Annotated in this window: 30 protein-coding genes; 25 read left to right on the top strand and 5 right to left on the bottom strand. The window is 69.7% G+C overall.

Annotated features, from left to right (window positions below):
• Window positions 1-364 precede the first annotated feature (364 nt).
• Window positions 365-739, top strand: a complete 375-nt coding sequence (locus tag LXT13_RS20415; RefSeq protein WP_233373894.1) for a hypothetical protein — start codon at window positions 365-367, stop codon at window positions 737-739.
• Window positions 740-1,122: 383 nt separating this feature from the next.
• Here LXT13_RS20415 and LXT13_RS20420 read toward each other — a convergent pair whose 3' ends face one another.
• A complete protein-coding gene (locus tag LXT13_RS20420; RefSeq protein WP_233373895.1) occupies window positions 1,123-1,548 on the bottom strand; it encodes a response regulator in 426 nt (141 codons plus the stop codon).
• 248 nt (window positions 1,549-1,796) lie between these two features.
• Here LXT13_RS20420 and nifB point away from each other — a divergent pair, with 248 nt between their 5' ends.
• From nifB to LXT13_RS20500, 16 genes are all read left to right on the top strand, one after another.
• Window positions 1,797-3,383 carry a nitrogenase cofactor biosynthesis protein NifB gene (gene nifB / locus LXT13_RS20425; RefSeq protein ID WP_233373896.1) on the top strand — a complete coding sequence of 529 codons (1,587 nt, stop codon included), beginning with the start codon at window positions 1,797-1,799 and terminating at the stop codon, window positions 3,381-3,383.
• Window positions 3,384-3,419: 36 nt separating this feature from the next.
• Complete coding sequence (locus tag LXT13_RS20430; protein WP_233373897.1) at window positions 3,420-3,614, top strand: 4Fe-4S binding protein; 195 nt, start codon at window positions 3,420-3,422, stop codon at window positions 3,612-3,614.
• Window positions 3,615-3,816: 202 nt separating this feature from the next.
• Window positions 3,817-4,212, top strand: coding sequence for a HesB/IscA family protein (locus LXT13_RS20435; RefSeq protein ID WP_233373898.1), 396 nt, complete (start codon window positions 3,817-3,819; stop codon window positions 4,210-4,212).
• Window positions 4,213-4,229: 17 nt separating this feature from the next.
• On the top strand, window positions 4,230-4,817 hold the full coding sequence (locus LXT13_RS20440; protein ID WP_233373899.1) for a hypothetical protein: 588 nt from the start codon (window positions 4,230-4,232) through the stop codon (window positions 4,815-4,817).
• The gene (locus LXT13_RS20445; RefSeq protein WP_233373900.1) at window positions 4,814-5,617 is read left to right on the top strand and encodes a 4Fe4S-binding leucine-rich repeat protein; all 804 of its coding nucleotides are present in this window, start codon (window positions 4,814-4,816) and stop codon (window positions 5,615-5,617) included. Before LXT13_RS20440 ends, LXT13_RS20445 begins: the two co-directional genes overlap by 4 nt.
• Window positions 5,610-5,945, top strand: coding sequence for a nitrogen fixation protein NifZ (locus tag LXT13_RS20450; RefSeq protein ID WP_233373901.1), 336 nt, complete (start codon window positions 5,610-5,612; stop codon window positions 5,943-5,945). The genes LXT13_RS20445 and LXT13_RS20450 overlap by 8 nt, the downstream gene beginning before the upstream one ends.
• A gap of 24 nt (window positions 5,946-5,969) precedes the next feature.
• Window positions 5,970-6,257: a nitrogen fixation protein NifZ gene (locus LXT13_RS20455; RefSeq protein WP_419964693.1), complete on the top strand. Its 288-nt coding sequence runs from the start codon at window positions 5,970-5,972 to the stop codon at window positions 6,255-6,257.
• A complete protein-coding gene (locus tag LXT13_RS20460; protein WP_233373902.1) occupies window positions 6,254-6,613 on the top strand; it encodes a DUF3024 domain-containing protein in 360 nt (119 codons plus the stop codon). Before LXT13_RS20455 ends, LXT13_RS20460 begins: the two co-directional genes overlap by 4 nt.
• The gene (locus LXT13_RS20465; RefSeq protein WP_233373903.1) at window positions 6,610-7,764 is read left to right on the top strand and encodes a cysteine desulfurase family protein; all 1,155 of its coding nucleotides are present in this window, start codon (window positions 6,610-6,612) and stop codon (window positions 7,762-7,764) included. The genes LXT13_RS20460 and LXT13_RS20465 overlap by 4 nt, the downstream gene beginning before the upstream one ends.
• A 37-nt stretch (window positions 7,765-7,801) precedes the next feature.
• The gene (gene nifT / locus LXT13_RS20470) at window positions 7,802-8,020 is read left to right on the top strand and encodes a putative nitrogen fixation protein NifT (protein WP_233373904.1); all 219 of its coding nucleotides are present in this window, start codon (window positions 7,802-7,804) and stop codon (window positions 8,018-8,020) included.
• Window positions 8,017-8,295, top strand: coding sequence for a hypothetical protein (locus LXT13_RS20475; protein ID WP_233373905.1), 279 nt, complete (start codon window positions 8,017-8,019; stop codon window positions 8,293-8,295). The genes nifT and LXT13_RS20475 overlap by 4 nt, the downstream gene beginning before the upstream one ends.
• Before the next feature lie 61 nt (window positions 8,296-8,356).
• The gene (locus LXT13_RS20480; RefSeq protein ID WP_233373995.1) at window positions 8,357-9,505 is read left to right on the top strand and encodes a DegT/DnrJ/EryC1/StrS family aminotransferase; all 1,149 of its coding nucleotides are present in this window, start codon (window positions 8,357-8,359) and stop codon (window positions 9,503-9,505) included.
• 10 nt (window positions 9,506-9,515) lie between these two features.
• Window positions 9,516-10,364, top strand: coding sequence for an SIR2 family NAD-dependent protein deacylase (locus LXT13_RS20485; protein WP_233373906.1), 849 nt, complete (start codon window positions 9,516-9,518; stop codon window positions 10,362-10,364).
• Window positions 10,365-10,394: 30 nt separating this feature from the next.
• The gene (locus LXT13_RS20490) at window positions 10,395-10,700 is read left to right on the top strand and encodes a 2Fe-2S iron-sulfur cluster-binding protein (RefSeq protein ID WP_233373907.1); all 306 of its coding nucleotides are present in this window, start codon (window positions 10,395-10,397) and stop codon (window positions 10,698-10,700) included.
• 5 nt (window positions 10,701-10,705) lie between these two features.
• Entirely contained in the window at window positions 10,706-11,845 is a 1,140-nt protein-coding gene (locus LXT13_RS20495) for a flavin monoamine oxidase family protein (protein WP_233373908.1), read from the top strand.
• A gap of 117 nt (window positions 11,846-11,962) precedes the next feature.
• Window positions 11,963-12,775 (top strand): TOBE domain-containing protein, encoded by an 813-nt coding sequence (locus LXT13_RS20500; protein ID WP_233373909.1) that lies wholly within the window; start codon window positions 11,963-11,965, stop codon window positions 12,773-12,775.
• 13 nt (window positions 12,776-12,788) lie between these two features.
• Here the strand turns inward: LXT13_RS20500 and LXT13_RS20505 are convergent, their stop codons facing one another.
• The gene (locus tag LXT13_RS20505) at window positions 12,789-13,289 is read right to left on the bottom strand and encodes a hypothetical protein (RefSeq protein WP_233373910.1); all 501 of its coding nucleotides are present in this window, start codon (window positions 13,287-13,289) and stop codon (window positions 12,789-12,791) included.
• 116 nt (window positions 13,290-13,405) lie between these two features.
• Between LXT13_RS20505 and modD the strand changes: the two genes are divergently transcribed.
• From modD to LXT13_RS20535, 6 genes are all read left to right on the top strand, one after another.
• Complete coding sequence (modD, locus tag LXT13_RS20510; protein WP_233373911.1) at window positions 13,406-14,284, top strand: ModD protein; 879 nt, start codon at window positions 13,406-13,408, stop codon at window positions 14,282-14,284.
• A 95-nt stretch (window positions 14,285-14,379) separates the two neighbouring features.
• Window positions 14,380-16,131 (top strand): ATP-binding protein, encoded by a 1,752-nt coding sequence (locus tag LXT13_RS20515; protein WP_233373912.1) that lies wholly within the window; start codon window positions 14,380-14,382, stop codon window positions 16,129-16,131.
• Window positions 16,131-16,490, top strand: coding sequence for a hypothetical protein (locus LXT13_RS20520; RefSeq protein ID WP_233373913.1), 360 nt, complete (start codon window positions 16,131-16,133; stop codon window positions 16,488-16,490). Before LXT13_RS20515 ends, LXT13_RS20520 begins: the two co-directional genes overlap by 1 nt.
• Window positions 16,490-17,446, top strand: coding sequence for an LLM class flavin-dependent oxidoreductase (locus tag LXT13_RS20525; protein ID WP_233373914.1), 957 nt, complete (start codon window positions 16,490-16,492; stop codon window positions 17,444-17,446). The genes LXT13_RS20520 and LXT13_RS20525 overlap by 1 nt, the downstream gene beginning before the upstream one ends.
• Entirely contained in the window at window positions 17,443-17,706 is a 264-nt protein-coding gene (locus LXT13_RS20530; protein WP_233373915.1) for a hypothetical protein, read from the top strand. Before LXT13_RS20525 ends, LXT13_RS20530 begins: the two co-directional genes overlap by 4 nt.
• A gap of 7 nt (window positions 17,707-17,713) precedes the next feature.
• Window positions 17,714-19,282, top strand: coding sequence for a DUF2779 domain-containing protein (locus LXT13_RS20535; protein ID WP_233373916.1), 1,569 nt, complete (start codon window positions 17,714-17,716; stop codon window positions 19,280-19,282).
• A gap of 1 nt (window position 19,283) precedes the next feature.
• Here LXT13_RS20535 and LXT13_RS20540 read toward each other — a convergent pair whose 3' ends face one another.
• On the bottom strand, window positions 19,284-19,571 hold the full coding sequence (locus LXT13_RS20540) for a DUF6156 family protein (RefSeq protein WP_233373917.1): 288 nt from the start codon (window positions 19,569-19,571) through the stop codon (window positions 19,284-19,286).
• Window positions 19,572-19,591: 20 nt separating this feature from the next.
• Here LXT13_RS20540 and LXT13_RS20545 point away from each other — a divergent pair, with 20 nt between their 5' ends.
• Both LXT13_RS20545 and LXT13_RS20550 read left to right on the top strand, forming a co-directional pair.
• On the top strand, window positions 19,592-19,759 hold the full coding sequence (locus LXT13_RS20545) for a hypothetical protein (protein ID WP_233373918.1): 168 nt from the start codon (window positions 19,592-19,594) through the stop codon (window positions 19,757-19,759).
• Between the two features lie 5 nt (window positions 19,760-19,764).
• Entirely contained in the window at window positions 19,765-20,580 is an 816-nt protein-coding gene (locus tag LXT13_RS20550) for a hypothetical protein (RefSeq protein WP_233373919.1), read from the top strand.
• 1 nt (window position 20,581) lies between these two features.
• Here LXT13_RS20550 and LXT13_RS20555 read toward each other — a convergent pair whose 3' ends face one another.
• Entirely contained in the window at window positions 20,582-21,286 is a 705-nt protein-coding gene (locus LXT13_RS20555; protein WP_233373920.1) for an ankyrin repeat domain-containing protein, read from the bottom strand.
• Window positions 21,283-22,920, bottom strand: coding sequence for a nitroreductase family protein (locus tag LXT13_RS20560; RefSeq protein ID WP_233373921.1), 1,638 nt, complete (start codon window positions 22,918-22,920; stop codon window positions 21,283-21,285). Before LXT13_RS20560 ends, LXT13_RS20555 begins: the two co-directional genes overlap by 4 nt.
• Window positions 22,921-22,971 lie beyond the last annotated feature (51 nt).

Raw genomic sequence — 22,971 nt, forward strand, 5'->3', positions numbered from 1 at the left:
CATCCTGCGCCACGTTAGCTCGCTCTCAAGCACGTGGCCACACTGTGATCAGAGGCTTGGGCAACCTGACACTGGCACCTTCAGACGGCCATCGAGTGGCTAGACATACAGACGTTGCCGCGAGATTTGCGAAGCTACCGAACAAACGATAGGCCCTGCGCGAATTGCCGCGACATTGTTCACAGCTGGGCGGCTTTAGCTTCCGTAGCAATTGTTGACAGCTGCCTCCGGCAACGACTGCGAGCGGGTACTCTTGGCCAGGAACGGTCGGTAACGACAGGCAGGATTGCGGTAGGCTCCTTGAAGTTTTTAGGCCCGGGCGGAGCCTCGTTTTGGTGAGAGACGACGAGTTGAAAGGTTGCCCATGAATTGGCTGATCCTTGCTGTTTCGTACGTCATGCTTTGCAGCGCTCTGTTTGGCTGCACGGGTGCGCCTGGTGAAGTCAAGCGATTCGAAATTCCGGCGAGTAGCGTCACATATATTGAAGAAATCTACTTCAATGGCGGTGCGGCCGTCGCGGACAACACGAAGGTTTATGTGACTGGAAAGGGGGCGGGAGCCGAGAGGCGGCTCGTTTTGAGTGGTTCAAACCTTGAAATTAAAACCATAACCCCGATTGATGCAACCAAGAACATCATCTGCTTCTCGGGTATCACAGACACATACGTCAACGAAACGGTTGTCCAAGTGAACGGACGCAGCGTGAAAGTAATAAGCCGGCTCAACGAAGACTGCTAACGCGTTCGCACTTTTGGCGCCGCTCAAGTCAACGGAGCGCCCGCTTTTGGACGAGCGTATCGAGGCAGCAGACTGGCTGCTTGGGGTCGATAGTGTGAGTTCGGAAGGCTGATAAGCAGTTATCGATCGACGCGCCCGACACGGCGTCGCCTCCGACGCCCGCTGAGCCTCGTTGACCGGACGTTCGGTCCTTTTGTCACGCTGACCGCCGATGGCTGTAATGGGGAACGACCGCGGTCACTCAAAGCCGGCAGGCGGAAGGCGGCAATCGCTGCCTATGCGGACCGCCACCGGCAGCCGGCTGCTTCCAGCCTTGAGCTGTCACTACAGCCGCCAGGTTAGATGCTTCTGCCTGGCAGGCGCTGCCAGCTACACCGCGCCACTCACCCCTGCACCACCACCGGCACACTCAACACCGCGCGCCGCCCAATGTGCGCATTGACCCGCTGCCGCACCGCCTCCACCTTGAAAGGCCGCGTGATCGACGTGCGGGCGCCTTGCTCCAGCGCTGCTTGCACGGCCGGGTCGTCAGCATGGCCGAAGGCGATGATCGGGACACCCGGCCATTCGGCCTTGAGCTGGCCGACGATGGCCGCCGTCTGCGCCTCGACGATGCTCGCGCCAAGCAGGATCACGTCCAGCGCGCGGCTGGTGGCCTGCGCGCGGGCCTCGGCGATGCTGCCGTAGACGTTCACCTCCAGCTCGTCCGCGAGCATGAACTGCAGCGCCGTGGCGCTGATCTCGTCGAGGTCGAAGATGAAGGCGCGCTTGCTCTCGACCGCGCGTGCGGTGTCGACACCGATCTGCATGAGGCACTCCTCTCGTGGTGATACCCCGCAGCTCAGCAAGGCCTGTGCCCTGTCGCGGCCCCAGGAGCGGCAGGCAACGCGACAACGCCGGCGTGTTGGTTTTGTCGGCATCAGAACACCTGCTCGTACCGGGGCCTCCTTGCGCTTGTTCGCAAGTGACTGATTCATAAGGAAATGCGGTCTGTGCGCAGGTCTGGCACAGCTCTCGCAATGATGGGTCATCCACCCACAAGCCACGAGGCCCGTCGATGTCGCAACCCACCGCCTTCGTTGATGCCAGTGCCCTGAGCAAGACCCGCCAGGCCGTCAGCCAGATCCTCGCCACCGCTGCCTCCGGCGGCTGCAGCACGACAGGAGGGGAGGGCAAGGCCAGTTGCGGCTCCTCCGGTGGCCCGGACGACATGCCCGCCGAGATCTGGGAAAAGGTCAAGAACCATCCCTGTTACTCCGAAGAGGCCCACCACCACTACGCGCGCATGCACGTGGCCGTGGCGCCGGCCTGCAACATCCAGTGCAACTACTGCAATCGCAAGTACGACTGCAGCAACGAAAGCCGCCCCGGCGTCGTCAGCCAGAAGCTCACGCCCGACCAGGCCGTGAAGAAGGTGCTGGCCGTGGCCAGCGAGATCCCGCAGATGACGGTGCTCGGCATTGCCGGCCCGGGCGACTCGCTCGCCAATCCTAAGAAGACCTTCGACACGATGCGCATGCTTCACGAGCAGGCGCCGGACATCAAGCTCTGCCTATCCACCAACGGGCTTGCGCTGCCCGACCAGGTCGACGAGATTTGCAAGTACAACATCGACCACGTCACCATCACCATCAACATGGTGGACCCGGCGGTGGGCGAAAAGATCTACCCGTGGATCTTCTGGAATCACAAGCGCGTCACCGGCTACGAGGCCGCCAAGATCCTGCACGAGCGCCAGATGCTCGGCCTGGAGATGCTGACTGCGCGCGGCGTGCTCACGAAGATCAACTCGGTGCTCATCCCGGGCATCAATGACGAGCACCTGATCGAGGTGAACCGCGAGGTCAAGAAGCGCGGCGCCTTCCTGCACAACATCATGCCGCTCATCTCCGAGCCGGAGCATGGCACCGTGTTCGGCCTGACGGGCCAGCGCGGCCCGACGGCCCAGGAGCTGAAGGCCGTGCAGGACGCTTGCGCCGGCGGCGCCAACCTGATGCGCCACTGCCGCCAGTGCCGCGCCGACGCAGTCGGCCTGCTGGGCGAAGACCGCAGCGAGGAGTTCACGCTCGACAAGATCGACGAGATGGAAATCGTCTACGACTTGGACAAGCGCCGCGCCTACCAGGACGCCGTCGAGACGGAGCGGCAGGCGCAGGTGGCCGCCAAGGCCGAGGCCCTGGCCGCGCAGGCCGAGCTGGCTGGCGTGGACCCGGACATGAAGCTGCTCGTGGCGGTGGCGACGGAAGGCCACGGCAAGGTCAACCAGCACTTCGGCCACGCAACCGAGTTCCAGATCTTCGAGGTCAGCCGTGACCAGGCGCTGTTCGTCGGCCACCGCCGCGTGGATCTGTACTGCCAGGGGGGCTATGGCGAAGACGAGCAGCTGCCGTCCATCGTCAACGCAATTAACGATTGCCATGCGGTGCTGGTGTCCAAGATCGGCGCCTGCCCGCGCGACGAACTGAAGGCCGCCGGCATCGAGCCGGTGGACCAGTACGCCCACGAATTCATCGAGAAGGCGGCGCTGAGCTGGTTTGCGGACTACTGCGGCCGCATCGCGGCTGGCGAGACCGTGCACCAGCAGCGTGGTGATGCGCAGATCCGCCAAGGCGCCTTCTCTGGTACCGCCGAGCAGGCCGCCTGATTTCCCTTTCCCGCCCACTTCGACAAGGAGCCCATCATGGCCTTGAAGATCATTGCCTCCACCTGCACGGGCTGCTCGGCCTGCGAGCCGGAATGCCCCAACGTCGCCATCCGTGAGAAGGGCGGCGTCTTCATCATCGACCCCGCCAAATGCACCGAGTGCGAGGGGCAGTTTGATTCGCCGCAGTGCATTGCCGTGTGCCCTGTAGACGGCTGTATCAAGAAGGCTTGAGTCCCTCGCCCAGCCCGCCACGCTGAACGCCGGGCGGTCTGGTCGCCCCGCTGGGAGACGGCGATCCATGCGGCATTGAGCCGCATGCACGTCGCCCGAGTGCCGGCATGGGACGCCCCGGCGCTCCGTCAACACCCGTACCAGCGCGAACTCAACCTCAGCCTCGCTCTCGCCGCAGAACCTCACCCCTGGAGACATCCGCATGTTGCAACCCGCCTTCACCGTCACGCCCGCCGCCGCCAAGTTCATTGGCCGCATGGTGCGTTTCTCCGCCACGCCGACGGGTGGCTTTCGCCTGACGGTCACGCCGGGCGGTTGCTCGGGGTATAGCTCTGAGTTCACGGTCGAGGCCACGCCGCGATCGGGAGACAGTGAAGTGGTGGTGGGTGGCGTCAAGCTGTTCCTGCCGGCCGAGAGCCGTGTCGTGCTCGACGGCGTGACTGTCGACTTCGCCGAGACGCCGACGTCCTCGGGCCTGACCTTCATCAACCCCAAGGCCGGTCCCTGCGGGTGCTCGTCGTCGGAAGGCGCGAGTGCTCCGGCCGAGGCCACGGTGTCGCTCAGCGCCCTGACGCGCAAAAGCACGCCGGCCCACTGACGACCGAGCGAGCCAGCATGGACCCCGCCCTCGACTTCGACGCCGCGGTGCTCGGGCAGGGTCTGCCGCCCGAGGCAGAGGCGGCCTTGCTGGAAGCCGGCCGCGCGCGTGGCGATGCGCCGCGGGTGATGGCCTCGCTGATGCGCGCCTGCAGCCTGGCGCCCGAGCACCCCGCCGTGCTGATCGCCTTCTACCGGCATTACTTCTACAGCCACCGGCTGCGCCTTGCGCGGGCGGTGGCCCGCAAGGCGCTCGTGAGCAGCGCCCGCGCGCTGGACCTGCCGGCGCTGTGGCGCGACGTGCCCGATGTGCCGCTGGCCGGCGCCCGCGACGACGTGGCCACGCGCTTTTACCTGTGGGTGCTGAAGGGCTACGCCTACCTCAGCCTGCGGCTGGACGAAGACGCTGAAGCGCGCGAAGCGCTGGCCAAGCTTCGGGCGCTGGACCCCGAAGACCGCGTTGGTGCCGCCGTGCTGGAGGCCGTGCGCCAGCGCCGCGCTCGCCAGGCCGCCGGTGTCGACGATGAAGATGACGCGGGCCCGGCGCTCGCGGCCACCGGTGCCGCCGCGTGGCGTGGCGTTGATGCGCAAGGAGCCGTCGCATGAACGCCGCACCGCTGTCGTGGAACGACATCCCAGCCGTCGACTGGCGCGGCGGTCCGCTGGACTGCGCGGCCTGCGAGCATCGGTCGCTGCGCGAGGGCGACGCCTGCGAGCCCGGCCGCGTCTGCATGCAGGACGCCTACGCCCGCCGCATCGACCGCTTCTTCGCCCGCCATGCTCAGTTGGCCGTGCAGCACCTGCGGCACGGATACTTCGAGGTGCGCGCCATCGCCGCGCGCTATGTGGATTTGTTCCACCTGACCGCGCTGCTGGGCGACCCTGACGAGACCGTGCGGCTTCAGCTGGCCCTGCGCCTGCCGCAACGCCAGCTGCTGCAGCTGCGTGACGACCCGCATCGCGAGGTGCGCATCCGCGTGGCCCAGCGCCTGGCCGTCGACCAGCTCGCGTCCATGCTGCAGGACGAGGACTACCAGGTGCGCGCCACCGTGGCGCGGCGCATTGCCTCGGGTCTGTTGCCGCTGCTGGCGGCCGACCCAGATGTGACCGTGCGGCAGGAGGTGGCGCGCCGCATCGACATGCCCGCTCTGTGGCGCCTGGCGCAGGACGCCGAGCCCGAGGTGCGCCGCATCGTCGCCGAGCGGCTGCCGCCGTCGCTGCTGGGCGTGTTCCTGAACGACGCCGACCTGCTCGTGCGCTGGGAGGCCGCCGGCCGACTGCCCGGGCATCTGGTCAGAGCCTTCCTGGCCGACGCCGATGCCGAGATCCGCGAGCGCGCGCTGCAGCGCCAGCAGGTGCTGGCCGGCGTCGCGGCTACTTCGCCCGAGGAGTTTCCCCATGGTTGACATCGCCCGTGATAGCGACGAGCTGGAGATCGCATCGCCCCCGCGCTTCCACATGGGAGAGCGGGTCATCAGCCGCACGGTGATCCGCAACGACGGCACCTACAACGGCAAGGACATTGGCGAGGTGCTGGTGAACAAGGGTGAGGTGGGCTTCGTCCGCTCCATCGGCACCTTCCTGCAGCAGTTCTACATCTACGCCGTCGAGTTCATCGACTCCGGCCACCGCGTGGGCATGCGCGCCAAGGAGCTGTGCACGCTGGACCACCTGCCCGAGGAGGTGCTTGCCCAGCTGGGCGAACGCGCCACCGCTCTCGAAGACATTCGCTGACCCCTCAACCGACTGGAGCCCGCCATGCTGATGGAACCCGCCGTCCCGAAGTACCAGTGGGGCCAGCCCGTCATCGCCGCCGTCGACCTCTACAACGATGGCAGCCACCCCGACGTGCCGGAAGACCAGCTGATGATCGTCGCCGGCGGCCCCGGCGAGATCGTGCAGGTGGGCCACCACACCGAGGCCAATGTGCCGATCTATATGGTGGATTTCGGCCTGGCCGTCGTCGGCTGCATGGAGCACGAGATCCTGCCGGAGGGGAGCCCGCTGCCGGAGCCGGAGGCGGAAGCCGCGGAGGGCGATGCATGAAAGCCCTGCGGCGCCCGCCCACGTCCGGCGCCGGTCAGGGTGGCGCGGCGGTCGTGCCCTTTGCCGTGGCCCGCATCGAGCGGTCGCTAGGTGGGCGCACCCGCTACAAGTATGTGCACCCGCGGGTGGAGCCCGAGGGCCGCGGCTGGAAGGTCGTGAGCCCCAACTGCTCGCGAAACATCGACGCGGACGGCGGCGACATCGACATCGCCTGGCTCGTGCCGCTCAACGAAGGCGGCTGGCTGCTCTACGCCCGCAATCACGCGGAGGGCTGCTGGCGACTAGCCCGCCAGGGCGCGCTGGCCGAGCTGCTGAATGACCTCTGCGCTGATCCTCTACGGGAGTTCTGGCAATGACCTACTTCGACCACAACGCCACCACGCAACCCTGCGCCGAGGCCATCGAGGAGATGCAGGACGCGCTGGTCAAGCTCTGGGCCAACCCGTCGTCCACGCACGCTGCCGGCCAGGCGGCCCGCAGCGCGCTGGCCGACGCACGCACCCGCGTGGCCCGCTTCCTCGGCTGCCAGGGCGCCGAACTGGTGTTCACCAGCGGTGCCACCGAGGCCAACCACATGGCCATCCTTGGTGGCCTGGCACTGGGCCGGGTGCGCGGCCGGCAGCGCGTCGTGCTCAGCGCCGTGGAGCACCCGGGCCTGCTGGCGCTGGCGGCCCGGCTGCGCGCCGAAGGTGTCGTCGTTGACATGATCCCGGTGCACCGCGACGGCAGCCTGGACCTGCAGGCCGCCGACCGCCTCATCGGCGACGACGTGGCCCTCGTCAGCGTCATGGGCGCCAACAACGAGACCGGCGTGTGCATGCCGCTGGACGAGCTGGCGCTGCGCGCGCACGCGGCGGGTGCCTTGCTGCATGTGGACGCGACACAGCTCATCGGAAAGAGCCTGCGCCGCTTCGATACGAGCGGGGCGGACCTGTGGTCCACCTCTGCGCACAAGCTGCACGGCCCCAAGGGCGTGGGCGCGCTGGTGGTGCGCAAGGGCCTGGCGCTGCCGGCGCTGCTCTCGGGCCGTCAGGAGCGCCAGCGTCGTGGCGGTACCGAGAACCTGCCGGGCATCCTCGGCTTTGCCGCGGCGGCCGAGCGTGCCTCGCTGACGCTGGCTGCGGACATCGCCCACATGCAAGGCCTACAGGAGCGCCTGGAGCGCGGCCTGCTGGCGCTGTCGCCGCAGGTGCACCTGTACGGCGAAGGCCGTGCCCGCCTGCCCAACACCACGCTGCTGCGCTTTGGCACGCTGGATGCCGACCTCGTGCTGACGCGGCTGGAGCGCGGCGGCGTGCTCGCGTCGTCGGGCGCCGCCTGCAGCGCGGGTGGCACGCAACCGTCCCACGTGCTGCTGGCCATGGGCGAAAGCCCGGAGCAGGCCAAAGCCGGCATCCGTCTGTCCACCGGCCGCGACACGACCGTCGACGACGTGGACCGCTGCGTCGCCGTCGTCACGGCGCAGCTGCTGCCGCTGCTGGCCGAAGAGGCCGTGGCGACCCCTTGAATCCGAGCCTCTCACCACACTGAACGGAGCCCTCCCGATGAAAGTCATGATCCGCCGAAGCGCCGCCGGTGTGCTGTCTGCCTACGTGCCCAAGAAGGACCTTGAAGAGCCCATCGTGGCCCAGGAGAAGCCGGACCTCTGGGGCGGCACGGTCACGCTGGCCAACGGCTGGGAGCTGGCCCTGCCCGAGATGGCCGCCGGCACCGGCCTGCCCATCACCGTGGAGGCCAAGCGCCTGGCCGGAGGCGCCGAATGAATGCCGCCGCGCTCGCTCCCGCGGGGCTGAGCGCCGCGCTGCTGTCCGAGGCGCTGGCGCTGGCTGAAGGCACCGCCGGCCCGCGTGAAGCTGCCGCTTTGCTGCGCCAGCGCTTCGCGCCGATGCGCGTGGTCGTGGTCGACTCCTTCGATATGCGCGCCGAGAAGCCCGCCGCCCAGGGCGCGCGCCGCGCGCTGTACCTCGCCGCGAGCGACGGCCATTGCTGGTCCGTCACCGCTGACCCGACCGAAGCGGTCGGCCTCTTCCTGAGCTGAAGCCATGAACGCCGTGCTGCAAGACGCTGACACACCCGCCGACGACGGCGAGGACTTCGACCTGCCGGATGACTGGCTGCTGCTGTCGGACCCCGACATCAGCGCCGTTGAGCAGCAACTCGTGCAGGCCGCGCTGGAGGAGCCGCAGCTGTCCTGCGGCCGCATGGTGCAGCACTTTGAGCAGCGCTTTGCCGCACACCATGGGCGCAAGCACGGCGTTGCGGTAGCGAGCGGCACCCTCGGCACCTGGCTGCTGCTGCGCGCCATGGGCATCGGTCCAGGTGACGAGGTCATTGCCTCACCGTACGGCTGGCACCAGGTGGCGCATGCCATCACGCTGACGGGCGCGCGAGTCGTTTTCGCCGACATCAACTACTGGTCCGGTTGCCTGGACCCAGTGCGCGCTGCCACGCAGATCGGCCCGGCGACTAAGGCGCTGCTGGTGGGCAACGTCAACGGCCACCCCGCGGCCTGGGGTGAGTTCGAGGCGCTGGCGGCCGAGCGCGGCCTGCCGCTCATCGAGGATTCGACCGAGGCCATCGGCTCACGCTATCGCGGCCGGCTGGTGGGCAGCTTCGGCCGCGCCAGCGTGTTCGACTTCTCCCAACCCTCGGCGCTGTGCTGCGGCGAGGGGGGCATGGTGCTGACCGACGACGACGACCTGGCCGCCGAGCTGCGCTACCTGCGCGCCCGTTCGCTGAAGGACCGGCGCTCCGTGTCGGTGGGCTCGCGCGTGCCGATGCAGGCGGCGATGAGCGAGCTGACAGCCGCCCTCGGCGCCGGCCAGATCGCGCGGCTGGGCGAGATCCTCGCGCGCCGACGCCAGGTGGCCGACTACTACCTGGAGCAGATGCAGACCTTCGAGGGCATCAAGCCGCCGTACGTGGCGCCGGACGTCGACGAGGTGCACTGGATGGTCTACACGGTGCATCTCGGCAAGCGTTTCACCGCCAGTGCCTGCGACGAGATCATCGAAGACATGGCCGACGAATCCATCGAGGCCGTCATGTACTGCCAGCCGCTGCACCAGCAGTTTCATTACCGCCAGCAGGGCTGGCAGCGCGGGCAGTTCCCGCTGGTCGAGCGCATTGCCGACCGAGCCGTCGCGCTGCCTTTCCACGGCCACCTGCAGCCCGACCACGTCAGGTTCATCGTGAAGACGATGAAGGACAGCTCCCTCAACGTCGGCGCCGGTGCCGCGATTTACTGAGTTTGATCTCATGACCTACGCCACTCTGACCCAAATCCCGGATGAACTCCTCGCCGGCCTGCAGTCCGGGCGCCTCGCGCCTTACCTCGGGGCCGGCCTGCTGAGTCTGTGCGACAACGTCGCGCTGCCGGCCGACCCGGCGGCTCTGGCCGCCTTTCTGAGCGGCAAGAGCTCCGTGCCCGGCAAGATCCGCCACCGCGTCACGGCGGTCGCGCAGTTCATCGAGAACTTCAAGCACCGCAAGACGCTCGTGGGTCTGATGGACGAGGCCTACGCCACATCGCCCACGCCGTCGCCGCTGCACCGGTGGCTGGCCGCGCTGCCCGCACCTTTGATCGTGGATACCTGGTACGACGCGACGATGCGCCAGGCGCTGGCCGGACGCAGCGACTGGGCCGAGGTGCAGGGCCTGTCGCAGTCCGAACACTTCGGCTCTTGGACGGGGTGGTACGGCGCCGACGGCGCGCTGAGCCCCGACCCGGTCGAGGCCGCCACCGTGCTCTACAAGCCCTGGGGCAGCCGCCGCCCGGCGGGCAACTACCTCGTGTCGGACACCGACTTCGTCGAGGTGCTGACCGAGATCGACATCCAGACGCCGATCCCCGAGATCGTGCAGCGTCGCCGCGCATCGCTTGGCTTCGTCTTCCTCGGCTGCCGCTTCAACGACCAGCTGCCCCGCGCCTACGCCCGGCAGATCCTCAAGCGCTCGGGAGGCCCGCACTACGCCGTGCTGCCCGACGAGCCGACGCGCATGGAGGCCCGCTTCCTGGAGGAGCAGGGCGTTACGCGCCTGGCGCTGCCCCTGGCCGACGTGGCCGCACAGATGACTGCAGCCGTCCCTGCGGCGATCGCCGCCTGAATTCCACCCCTCACCCGTAAGGAGAACACCATGGCCACCCTGACCCTCAAGCCTTCGGGCAAGACCTTCGAACTGCCCGCCGGCACGCAACTGCTCAAGGCCATTCTCGATGCCGGTGAGCAGCTCATCAGCAAATGCGGCGGCGAAGCCAAGTGCGGCGCCTGCCACATCTTCGTGACCGAGGGCCGCAAGGGCGTCTCCAAGCTCACGCCGGCAGAGAACGCGAAGCTGGATACGCTCGTGGGCGTCAGCAGCAAGTCGCGCCTGGCCTGCCAGGTTTCGTTCCTCAACACCGAGAACGTCACGATCGAGCTGCTCGGCGCGCTGAGCGGCTGACCGCGATGCTGGACGTCGTCATCGTCGGTGGCGGCGTCAGCGGCCTCGCGCTGGCGCATAGCCTGCATGCCCGGCGCGTGAACTGGGCGCTGTTCGAGGCGCGCGACCGGCTGGGCGGGCGCGTGCGCACCGTGGCCGGCGAGAACGGCGCGGCGCTGGACCTGGGGCCCACCTGGTTCTGGCCCGGTACGCAGCCGGCCGTCGCGCAACTGGTGAAGGACCTCGGTCTCGCCAACGTCGAGCAGCCGGACGACGGCACCGTGTGGCTGCTGGACGACCCCAACCGGCCGCCCGGCGTCCGCAGCTTCGACCCGGCCACCGGTCAGTTGCTCGAGGGCGCGCCGCCGATTTCCGGCAGCCTGCATGGCGGTGCCCGACGGCTGGTGGGCGGCATGCAGGCGCTGGTCGACGCGCTGGCCGCCAGGCTGCCGGCGCCACGTCTGCATCTCGGTCATGTGCTGCGGCGCATCGAGGACCGGGCTGACCATGTCGCGTTGCACTTGCACAGCGCGGCGCAGGGCGACATCGAGGTCGAGGCGAGGCGCGTCGTCGTCACGCTGCCGCCGCGGTTGCTGCTGGAGCAGGTAGGCATCGAGCCCGTGTTGCCTGAGCCGGTGCGCGAAGCCATGCAGCAAACACCCACGTGGATGGCACATGCCGCCAAGGCCGCCGTACCCTGCCAGGGGGCCGTCTGGCGCGACCAGGGCCAGATGGGCAATGCCTGGGTCACGCACTCGCAGGCGGTGCTGGCCGAGGTGTTCGAGGCCGGCGGCGCCGAGGCGCCCGCGCTGGCCGGGTTCGTCGCTCTGCCGGCGTCGGAGCGGCCGCGCTTCGAGCGCAGCCTGCCGCTGCTGCTGCACAGCCAGCTGGCCATGCTCTACGGCTTCGAGCTGCAGCCGCTGGGCGCGCACTGGCACGACTGGGCGCAGGACCCGTTCACCTGCAGCACGCTGGACCGGGAGGAAGACGGCCGCGCCGGCCACCCTGGTCAGGGCGATCCCGCCCTGCGTTCGCTGCTGCAGCGGCCGCTGTGGGAGGGCCGGCTGTGGCTTGGTGGCAGCGAGACGGCGACGCATGGCACCGGCTATCTGGAAGGCGCGCTCCGTGCCGCCGGCCGCCTGCGCAACGAGCTGGCCCCCGCGTAGGCACGAGTCCTGCGATTCATGGAGTGATGTCAGCCACTACATCACGTTTGTCGGGAATGCGACACATCATGCCCTGCGCCTTGGCGCTCGGGCGTGGCTTGTACTCGGAGGTGCCGCGTGCCTGACGTGCGCGTCGCTCGCCGTGACACCAGCCTGCTGTCTGGCGATTTGCGCCTGGCTGGCCGGCTCGATGGACGCTTCTTCGCGCTGCTGCAGGCGGTGCAGGACACCGGGTCGCTGCAGAAGGCCGCCCGCGCGGCCGGCTACAGCTACAAGGGCGCCTGGCTGGTGCTGGAGACGGCGGGCAATCTGGCCCGCGCGCCATTGATGGTGTCGCAGACCGGCGGCCGCGGCGGCGGCGGTTCGCGCCTCACGCCTGAGGCTCGAGAGCTGTTGGACACCTGGCAGCAGCTCCAGCAGCGGCACCAGGCCTTTCTTGCCGAACAGGATGCGTGGCTGCTGTCGCAACCTCAACTCGCCCCCCTCCTCAGGAGTCTCTCGATGAAAGCCACCGCACGCAACCAGTTCTCCGGCACCGTCTCTGATGTCAGCGAGGGGCCTGCCACCACCCAGGTCACGCTGGACATCGGCCAGGGCCTGGGCGTCACGGCCTCTCTGACCACGGCCGCGGCACAGCGGCTGGGTGTCGCGGTGGGGCACAGCGCCATCGCGCTCGTCAAGTCGTCGGAGGTCGTGCTGGTGTGCGACTTCGCCGGCTACAAGCTCTCGGCGCGCAACCAGCTCGCCGGGACCATTTCGCGGGTGCAGAAGGGCGCCGTGTCGTCGCTCGTCGGCGTCACGCTGCCCGGCGGTGCCGTCGTCACGGCCAGCGTCACCAATGACGCGGTCGACGCACTGGGCCTGGCCGTGGGTCAGCCGGCCACGGCCAGCTTCAAGGCCTACGCCGTGATGCTGGCCGTGCCGGCCTGAGGCCGACGCTGGCTCACCAGAGCTTGACCACCTCCACCATCGCCAGGTGCCGCACGTAGCGCGGACCGGTGTGCCAGTCGTGGCGGCTGATCAGCGCGAAGGCGCCGCGTCGCTCGATGTCGGGCGAGCAGGACGGCTCGAACGCCACCATCACGCCGGCACCGACCGGCGTGTTGAACAGTTCGTTCCACGAGAACAGCGCGCGGTAACCCTCGGACGATTCCGCCACGACGGCCACGCGCTTGAAGTCGGTGCGGTGCTCGAAGGCGGGCTGTGCCTGTTCGATGAGCGGCAGCAGCGGCACGGCCTGCAGTTGCAGCGGCTGGCCATGGTCGCCGTCGAACATGCAAACCACCGGGAACGTCACCGCCTCGGCGCCGCGCGCCAGCAGCGCGCGGGCGTCCAGTTGCAAGGGCTGGCGCACCCACCCGCCGACGATCAGCTGGGGCGCCTCGACGGCGCTGCCAGGGCAGCGCGGCGTGGGGGAGGGGGGAGTGAGCGACAAGGCTTGCATGGGTCCTGCTCCTGTCGAAGGCCGTTCGCGGCCCGGCCTTCGACGACATCACGATGTGGCCGCTTTGTCGTGATGTCATCAACTACATCACGTCGCTAACCCAGGAAGCAGGTGCCATGCCTGACACGCTCACCGCCATTCCAACGTCAAGCCGCGCTTGCATCAATGACGTGTTGCTGCTGGCACTGCTGCACGAGGACGTGCCGCACGGCGACTTGACGACCGACTCGCTGCCCCTGCTTCAACGTGCTGGCGACATCACCTTCCACGCCCGCGGCGCGCTGCGTCTGAGCGGCATCGAGGCCGCGGCGCGCCTGCTAGTGCTGTGTGGCGCGTCGGCCGAAGCGGTGTGCGTGTCGGGCAATGACGTGGCCGACGGCGCGCTGCTGCTGCGCGGCCATGGCCCGGCGCCGGCGCTGCTGCGCGGCTGGAAGGTGGCGCAGACGCTCGTCGAGTTCATGTCCGGCATCGCAACGGCCACCGCGGCCATCGTGTCGGCCGTTCGCGGCGCGGGCTTCGGCTGCCCGGTGGCCTGCACGCGCAAGAATGCGCCGGGCACACGGGCGCTCTCGGCTCAGGCCGTGCGCGACGGCGGTGGCGTCATGCACCGGCTCGGTCTGTCTGAGACGTTGCTGGTCTTTCCCGAGCACCGCGCGCTGATGGCGTCGGGCGACTGGCCAGCCAGCCTTGTAGCGCTGCAGGCCGGCCAGCCCGAAAAGCGGGTCGTCGTGGAGGTGGGCAGTGCCGAGGCCGCGCTCGAGGCCGCGCGCGCGGGTGCCGAGGTGCTGCAACTGGAGCGCTTCACGCCCGAGGCGTTGGCCGCGCTGCGACAGGCGCTGCGTGTTGCGGGCCTGCCGGTGCGGCTCGCGCCGGCCGGCGGCGTGACCAAGGCCAATGCGGTGGCCTACGCCGCCGCTGGGGCCGACCTTCTCGTCACGTCCAGCCCGTATTTCGCACCGCCGGCTGAAGTGAAGGTGACGCTGGTTTCGCACTGACTGGCACGGAGGCTGCAACGCTCCCGAGGCGTGGCCACAACCGTGTCCACAAGCCGACAAACCAGCCGTCGCAAGCGGCCGCGCGGGATCCAGGGATGAAGCTGCAACTCGATCGCCCCCACGTCCAAGCCCTGGCGCAGGCCTTTCCGGAGCTGCAGTCGCTGGAAGACCAGCTCCGCTTCGGGCACCGCATCGAGGTCGCGTCGGGCCTGCTCTCGGTACCGGCGCTGGAGATGCTGGCGCAGCTGTACGCCGACGCCGGCGCCGCGCTTTCCGGCCGTGCGGCGCAGCTGCGCGCGCTCGTGGTGGCGCTGCGGGCGGAAGCCGGCGAGCCACGCTTCGGCCCCGGCAGCGACATCGAGGCGCTGCTGCCCGCAGTGCTCACTCACCTGACCAAGCCGCTGGCCGATGGCGGCACTGGCCGCGGCTGGCTGTTCGCCGCCAACACGCTCGGCAAGCCTCTGGCCTGGGTGCCCACGCGGGTGGATTTCGTCCCCGGCGGCTCGGAGGAAAACGCCAAGTTGATGATCGAGCTGAAGGCACATGCCAAGCTGGGCATCCTGACGCAGACGCTGCGCCTGGCCGAGGCCGACCTGCGCGGCGGGCGCGACGACGCCGGCGCCACCGTCGCCGAACTCCTGGCCGCCAAGGGCTGGCTGAAGGAAACGCCCGAGCTGCTGGCCGCCTGCGATGCCACCGCCGCCCGCTACGTTGAATGGCGCGGCCGCTACGGCGGGTTGTTCAACGGCAGCGGCATCGGCTTCCACGCGGAGGACCCAAACGCCACGCACCGCGACACCGACTGGAGCCGCAAGGACCAGATCGTGCTCGCGGCCGGCGGCGGCACGGCCAGGCTCGTCAACGACGAGGGGGTGCTGCCGCCCCGGGGCGCCATGCTCGACGCACCCGGCGACGTGCTGGGTCCGTATCTGCGCAAGTGCGCCAAGAGCAGCGATTTCAACTTCGAAGCCGAGGCGCAGGCACTGCAGGCGCGACTGCAGGCGCTGGGACCGCAGGCGCCGTTCACGCAGCTGCCGGTGCATGCCTACCTGTTCATGTTCCACCTGGAGCTACACCAGCATCTCTGGGTGCATGTGGACGACATCGAGCCGCATGTCTTCGACGCCGGTCTCAAGCACAAGCTCGTGCTGCCGCGGGAGCAGACCGACCTCATCGACATCCTCACCGCCGAGATGGACGTGCTGATGGACGACGTCGTCGCCGGCAAGGGCGGCGGCACGACCGTGCTGTGCGCCGGCCCTCCGGGTGTGGGCAAGACGCTCACGGCCGAGGTCTACGCCGAGATCATCGGCCGCCCGCTTTACCGCGTGCACTCGGGGCAGCTGGGGCTCAACGTATCGCAGATGGAGCAGGCGCTGAAGGAGGCACTGACGCGCGCGCAGCGCTGGGGTGCCGTCATGCTCATCGACGAGGCCGACGTCTATATCCGCAAGCGCAGCGACGACATCGCGGCCAACGCCGTGGTGGGCGTGTTTCTGCGCGTGCTGGAGTACTTCAATGGCCTGCTGTTCCTCACGACCAACCGCATCGACGATATCGACGAGGCCATCGTCAGCCGCTGCATCGCGCTCATCCGCTACTCGCCGCCCGACCAGGCCGCGCGCGAGCGCATCTGGCGCGTGATGGCGGAGCAGTTCGGCCTGCAGCTCGATGCGGCTCTCGTCACGACGCTGGCTGCCACCTACCCGCAGGCCACCGGGCGCGACATCAAGGGGCTGGCCAAGCTGGTGGCCAAGACATGCCGGCACCAGGGACTGGAGCCGACGCTCACGGTCTTCGCCCGCTGCGCACTGTTCCGCGCCATGGATCCCGCCGAGATAGCCTGATGTACCAACGCAGCCTCTACGAGATCGTCATGGACACCGGCCGCAGCATCGGGGACCTGACGCGCGAGATGCAGGGCGAAGACGAGCTGTTCGCCAGCACGTTGACGCTGCGCGCCGTCGAGGCGCAGCTGCTCATCATGGCCCACACGCTGGGCAACGTGACGCCGCTGCTGCACCAGAAGCTGCACCAGGCCGACTGGCTCGGCTGGGCCACGCTGCACGACAAGCTGCGCCGCGGCGTCCAGCCGCGCCGCGAGGAGATCTGGTACGCCGTCAACGCTCTCGTGCCACAGACCATGGGCCTGCTGCACGACCTGCGGCGGCGCCAGCCCGCCTTGTTTGAATGGGAGTTGGGTTGATGTCTTCCGTCCCGCGCCTGGGGTATCTGTGCCTCAGCGAGAACCCCAGTTCTGAAACCGGCCGCGCGTTGGTGCGGCAGTTCGTCCTCGTGCGCGAGGCCGACCGCATGGGCTACGACGACATCTGGATCGGCGAGCAGCATGGCGACCCGGCCTGGCCGCAGGGCGGCGTGCTGGCCCTGCTGGGACACCTGGCTGCTGTGACGAGCAAGGCGCGCATCGGCGTGCTGCCGCTGGTGCCGGCATTGCGAGACGTACGGCTGCTGGCCGAGGAGTTCGCGACGCTGGAGCTGCTGTCCAAGGGCCGCTTCGAGTTTGCGCTGGCCAGTGGGGCGGCCATTCCTGAGTTGCTGGCCCAGCATGGGCTGGACGCGGCCGCCTCACGCGCCGCGCTGCTCGCGGCTTGGTCGCTGCTGGGGGCGCTGGCACCTCAGGCCGATACCGCCTGGCCGCCACGGCTGGCCGCCTTGCAGCCCATGCCGCGCCGGCTGTGGCTCGCGGCGGACGACGCAGCCACCTTGACCGCGCTGGCACCAACCGGCGCCGGCCTGGTCGCCGCAGCCACGCACACCTGCGAACGCGTGCGGGCGGCGCTGTCCTCCTGGCAGGCCGCGGGCGGCCCGGCGCAGCTGACGCTGGCGCGCTTTGCTTGCAGCGCCGACACGCGCGATAAGGCCATCGCGATCGCCCGGCCGTACTTCGAGTCGCTCGCCGCCCGCTCCACGGCGGCCGGCTGGGGCGCCGATCGTCGCCGCTCGCTCGCGCGAGACGTAGACGGCCTGCTGGCCGAGTCGCTGATCGGCAGCCACGATGAGGTGGCCGAGCGCTTCCGCGCGCTGGCCGCGAGCCACGGTGCCACGCGGGTTGCTATCGTGCCCACCAGCGGCCAGTTCGACACGCATAAGCACATCCTTGCCGCTTTTGTCGACGAGGTGCGGCCCAGGCTCGACGAATGAGCATCGTGCCGCCCACCGCCTGGGTCATCGCCGAGATGATCACGCATGATTACGTCTGGCAGGGTGCCGGCCACACCTGCGACGAGGCGCGCGAGGCGCTGCTGACCGCATGGCAGCGCCACCGCGCCGGTGTGTTGCGCGTGCACCCGCAGCTCGCCGATCGCCTGCCCGAGGCACCGCACATGCCGCAGCACTTCAAGATCCGCTACCGCGCCTACGAAGCGGGCGGTGGCTACCGCGGCGATGACCGGCTGGTGTGAGGTGCAGATGACCGTGCCACGCGCCCTGCTCGACGACGACGACGTGCGCCACTGGCGGGCCTGTGCACGTCGCTTCTGGTTGCGCCGGCATTCCGGCACGGCGCCACAGCCGCAGGACGAGGATGAGCCCGCGGCGGACCCCGCACCAGGCCAGCCGCCGCGCGTGCCGGGCGTGGACCGTCTGGTGGAGGGGCCGGGCCGCGCGCAGGCACTGCGGGCCTCCTTCCCCGGCCTGGTGAGCCTGGCCGCGCCGCAGGACGAGGCGGGCTGGCAGCAGGCGGTGCAGGCGACGCGTGAGCATCTGGCCGCCACGGAGCTGCAGGGCGAAGCCTGGGCGCTGCAGGGCGCCTGCCTGGAGTGGCGCGGGCCAGGGCTGCCGGTGCGCGTGCGGGTGGACCTGATCACCCGCGGCGGGGCTGGATTTCGCATCTTCCGGCTGCGCCATGCCACGGCCGGAACCGAGGCGGATGTGGACGCCGTGGCGTTGTGGTGGCACGTGGCGCTGAAGGCCGGCTTGCGGGTGCAGGCGGGCGGGTTGCTGTTGGTGGACACCGGTTTCGTCTATCCCGGCCACGGCCTGTACGCCGGGCTGTACCGCGAGGTGGATGTGGGCCCGTCGGTAGGGGACCGCCCCGTGGACGACTGGCTGGCCGCGTTGCAGCAGTGCGACGCCGGCCCGCAGCCGCCCATCCCCCTGGGCGCGCCTTGCGGCCAGCGCTGCGAAATGATGGCGGCGTGTGCGCTTCCGACGCCGTCGCTGCAGGTCGTGAGTGCGGAGGCCAGCCTTGACATCGTCGGCCGTGAGCTCGCGGCCGAGCTGCGCGCCGAAGGCCATGCCAGCCTGCATACCGTGCCGCTGCAGCGCCTGGCCGCGGGCCGCCACCGGCGCGCAGCCCAGGCCGTGCAGTGGGGTTGCCCGGTGATGGAGGGTGACGCCCGCGCCGCCTTGCGCGTGGTGCCGGGTCCGCGGCGCTGGCTGCGCTTCGAGACGGTGGGCTTTGCCGTGCCGCCCTGGGCCGGCACGCAGCCGTACCAGATCCTGCCGTTCCAGTGGAGCTGCGACGCTGAAAGCCCCGGCGGTTTCATCCAGCACATGGACTACCTCGCCGGGCCGGATGCCGACCCGCGGCGCGACTTCGCGCTGTCGCTGATGGAGCACCTGGGCGATCACGGCCCGCTGCTGGCCTACAACGCCGGCTTCGAGCGCAACCGGCTGCGGGAGCTGGCCCTTCGCTTCGACGACCTGCGCCCGGCGCTGGAGGCGCTTGCCGCGCGCATCGTGGACCTGTTCGTGCTGCTGCGCGAGCACTACTACCACCCGGCCATGGCCGGCTCCTGGTCAGCGCGCTCGGTATTTGCGGCTGCGGTGCCGCAGTACGGCGCGCACCACTTCGCGTGCGCGTGGCGCGGTCAGCTGCTGGAGAGTCCGCTGCAGGCCTTTGCTGCCGTGCAGCACAAGAGTGTCAGCGTGGCCGAGCGGCGTGCGGTGTTCGACTCGCTACGCGCCCACGGCCGTCGCCACTGCGCGGCGCTGCGCGGCTTGACACGGTTGCTGGAGGACGAGGCGAGTGACTGATTCAAAGCGTCAGGATCTGCGGCTCATCGTCGCCGACCGAGATTTCGGCTTCGACCAAGCGGCCGTCGTCACCCCAGCGGTAGACGTGGCGCAGCTCGACGTCGCCGTAGACCAGCTTCTCGCACAAGGTCATGCGGCCTCCCGCGTCATACGCCGCGCGGAAATAGGTGTTGCGGTTGCGCATTGCGTCTGGCGCCAGTTCCTCGACCAGCTGCAGCGGCAGCCGCACGCCGCGATAGGTCAGGAAGTAGCGCCAGTGGGTGCCGGTCTCGGCGTCGGTCGTGTTCATTCGGTGGCGGAGGTGGGGGCGTGACGGTTCAACAACTGATGGCGCAGCTGGCAGCGCTTCCGCCCGAGGCGACGGTGCTGCTGGAGGGCGATGGCGGGCTCTCGCCACTGGGCGGCGTTGACTTGATGGCCGGCGTTGGTGGCTTGCCCGACGAGGTCGTCCTCCAACCCGACATGACGCCCGATTGATCGCGATGAACGAATTGCTCTTCACCGACGGCGCGCTGTGCGCGGCCCTCGTGCGCACCGGCGCCGACGAGGCCGCACCGCGCGCGCAACTGCCTACGCTGTTGGCATTGGCGGCGGCCAGTGGCCGCTTCGTCCGCATGACGCCCGAGGAGCGCTGGGCCGTGTTCGAGGCCGCGCTGGGCGGCCCGAGGCCATCGGTGGCGTTCGAGGCCATGCGCCAGCACCGCGCGCTGGCAGTGCTGCTGCCGGAGCTGCCGGGCCTGTTCGGCGTGCCGCAGCTGAGCGACGGGCCGGACTGGCAGGACGTGGGCGAGCACCAGTGGCGCTTCATCGACGAAACCGCCCGGGCCGGCGCGCCGCTGGTCGTGCGGTTCGCGGCGCTGGTGCACAAGCTCGGCAAGGCGGGCACGCCACGAGAGATCTGGCCTAGCCACTACAAGCATGAGCTGCGCGCCCATGCGGCGATCGACGCGCTGGCTCGGCGCATGGCCGTGCCCCCCGAGATGCTGGACCTGGCCCACCTGGGCGTCGACGAGCTGGACCGCGTGCACAAGGTGGCCGACCTGCGCGCCGGGCCCATCGCGCAACTGCTGCAGAGGGTGCAGGCGCGCGAGCGGCCCGAGCGTTTCGAGCGGCTGCTGCTGCTGGCGGCCTGCGACTGGGCGGCCTACCCGGGCCATTGCGTCGCCGAGTACCCGAAGGCGGCGCGGTTGCGGCTGGCGCTCCGGGCGAGCGACGCGGTGCCGGCGGCGGGCCTGTCGGCCGACGACCTGCTGCAGGCGCAGGCCGAGGCGGTGCACGCGGCATTGCGGGTTCGCTGATTCAGGCGGCATGCCGCAGCAGCTGCAGGCATTCGAGGCCGGCGGCCATGTCAAGCGCGGTGAAGTCGTCCTGCGACTGGATGCCCGGGTTGGCGCCGAGTTCGAGCAGCAGCTTCACGATGGCAGGCTTGTTGCTGGACGCCGCATACATCAATACGGTCGCACCGGCGAGGTTCTGATGGTCCAGCGCCGCGCCGGCGGTTACGAGCGTGCGCACGACGTCGGCCCGCGCCGACACGCAGGCCAGCCACAGGGCGGTGTTGCCGTCGTGGTTGACGGCATGAACGTCCGCGCCGGCCGCGAGCAGCGTGGCCACGGCTTCGGCGTCGCCGCGCCAGGCGGCGGTCATCAGCGGCGTGTTGCCGTGGTGGTCGGGCAGGGCGGGCGCTGTTGCCGCTGTGGCCTGTTGTTCGGTCCATGCCGCCCAGCCGCCGATCAGGTCCACCACGTGCTGGAAGCCGAAGTCGCGGAACATCTGCGCGTAGGTGCGGCTGGCATTGCCGTGGTAGCAGGTGATGAGCACCGGCCGCGTCTTGGGCTCGCGCAGCAGCAGCGCCTCGTGGTTGCGGCCGTCCAGGCGCAGGCTGCCGGGCCAGTGGCCCTGTGCGTATGCGGCGGCGTCGCGCGAATCGAGCACGAGGGCGTCGGGATGGGCGCTTCGCCAGGCGGGAACGTCGGCGGCGCGCAGGCGGGTGGGAGTGGTCATGGCGTTTCTCGGTGGGCGTAGGGCGGCTCGGTGCTGATGCGGTCGTCAACTACCGGCGCGCCGACGGTGAAGTGGTAGAGGCTCTGCCAGCGGGTGTCGCCATCGGCCATGCCCAGCAACTGGTGCAGGCCGTCGTCGAAGAAGCAGCCAATGCCAGTGCCGCGCAAGCCGGCGGCCTCGGCCTCCAGGTACAGCACCTGGCCGAGCAGGCCGCACTCCTGCAGCAGCTGGCGGTAGCCGTGCGGGCCGTCGCTGGCCAGCGCGGCGTCGAACTCGGCCAGCAGCGCCACGGCCAGCATCGCGTCGCTCCCCAGTGCCTGGTGGCAGCACAGTGTGCGCAGCGTGCCGGCCAGTGCCGGGTTGGGTGCGAGCAGTTGCAGCGGCAGGCCGGTGCTGGCCAGCAACGGTACCGGTTTCCACAGCAACTCGGGGCTCAGGGCCTCGACCAGGCGAGCCGCAGCGCCATGCTCGCGAGGCAGCACGTAGGCACCCGGCTCGAGCCCGTCCACGCGGTGGGCGAACAGCACGGGGTGCACGCGCGGCCGGCCGGGTGCGACGGTCCACGGCGGCACGCCGACAGCGGGCATCAAGGCCGCGCACAGCCGTGCAAAGGCGGCCAGCGGCATGCGGGCGGTGCGGTCGAAGCGCTGGGCGCTGCGGCGCTGCCTCATCAACGCGGCGGCGGAGGGCGGGTCGGCCCGCTCGGGCAGCAGCTCCAGGCGGGATGCCGGCGGTGCCCAGGGTGGGGGCGCGGTGGCGCTGCCGCGGCTGGCGTTCGCCACCGCGTCGATGACCGGCCAGCGGTACATGGGGTGCGGGTCCAGCCGGTTGGCGCGGCCGACGAAGTCGTCCAGCGGCTGCGGCGCGGGCATGGCCATGCCGCCCGGGGTGGTGACGAGGGCGAACAGGCCTTCGGGTTCTTCAGGTTCGGCCAAACCACGCGGGTGGGCGCGGTCGGCGTCGCGGTCCAGCCCGAGGCGCTGCGCCAACCGCTCGCCGGCCTCTGGCAACGGCTGCCAGTGCCAGCCGAGCGTGGCCGCGGCATAGTCCAGCGATGCGGCGGCGTGGCCGGCATCGAGCTGGCAGTAGCGGAAGGCGCGCTCGCCGTACTTCCAGGCCTCGCGCCAGTGGATGCTGGTGAGGGCCAGCCACAGGCCGGCGGGGCCCGGCGTGACGCTGGCGCGACGTTCGAGCGCATGGTCACGTGGAGCGTAGTGGTAGAGCCCGTCCGGCAACACGCCACCGCTCTGCGGGTCGGGCGCCATGCCGCGCAGCAGCAGCCAGGCTTCGGTCGGGTGCAGGTTGCCGCTGCTGGGGTTGCAACGCACGGCCCAGCGGTCGGGACCTTGCTGCTTCCATGCGGCGAGGCCCAGGCCCAGGCCCAGCAGCTGGCCCAGGCCGCGCAGGTCCAGCGGCTTTGACGGAACGGCGCCAGGGCTGAACAAAGCGGGCCAGGCGGGAGCGCCGTCGAGCTCGGGCAAAGGCAGGGCGCTCAGAGGCGCGCCGTCATAGCGGCGCCAGGGGCTGGGTTGGGCGTCCCAGTCCAGCGTCTCGGGACCCGCGGCGTAGCGCTGCAGCTGGTGCTTGCTGCGTGCGTGGTAGCTGCGAACAGTGGCGAGGTCGTCGGTGGGCATATCAGTTGTCACCTTGGCGTTCGCAGTGAATGGTGTTCGGGCCGAGCGCCG

Source organism: Pelomonas cellulosilytica (assembly GCF_021353265.1).
Taxonomy (GTDB): domain Bacteria; phylum Pseudomonadota; class Gammaproteobacteria; order Burkholderiales; family Burkholderiaceae_C; genus Pelomonas; species Pelomonas cellulosilytica.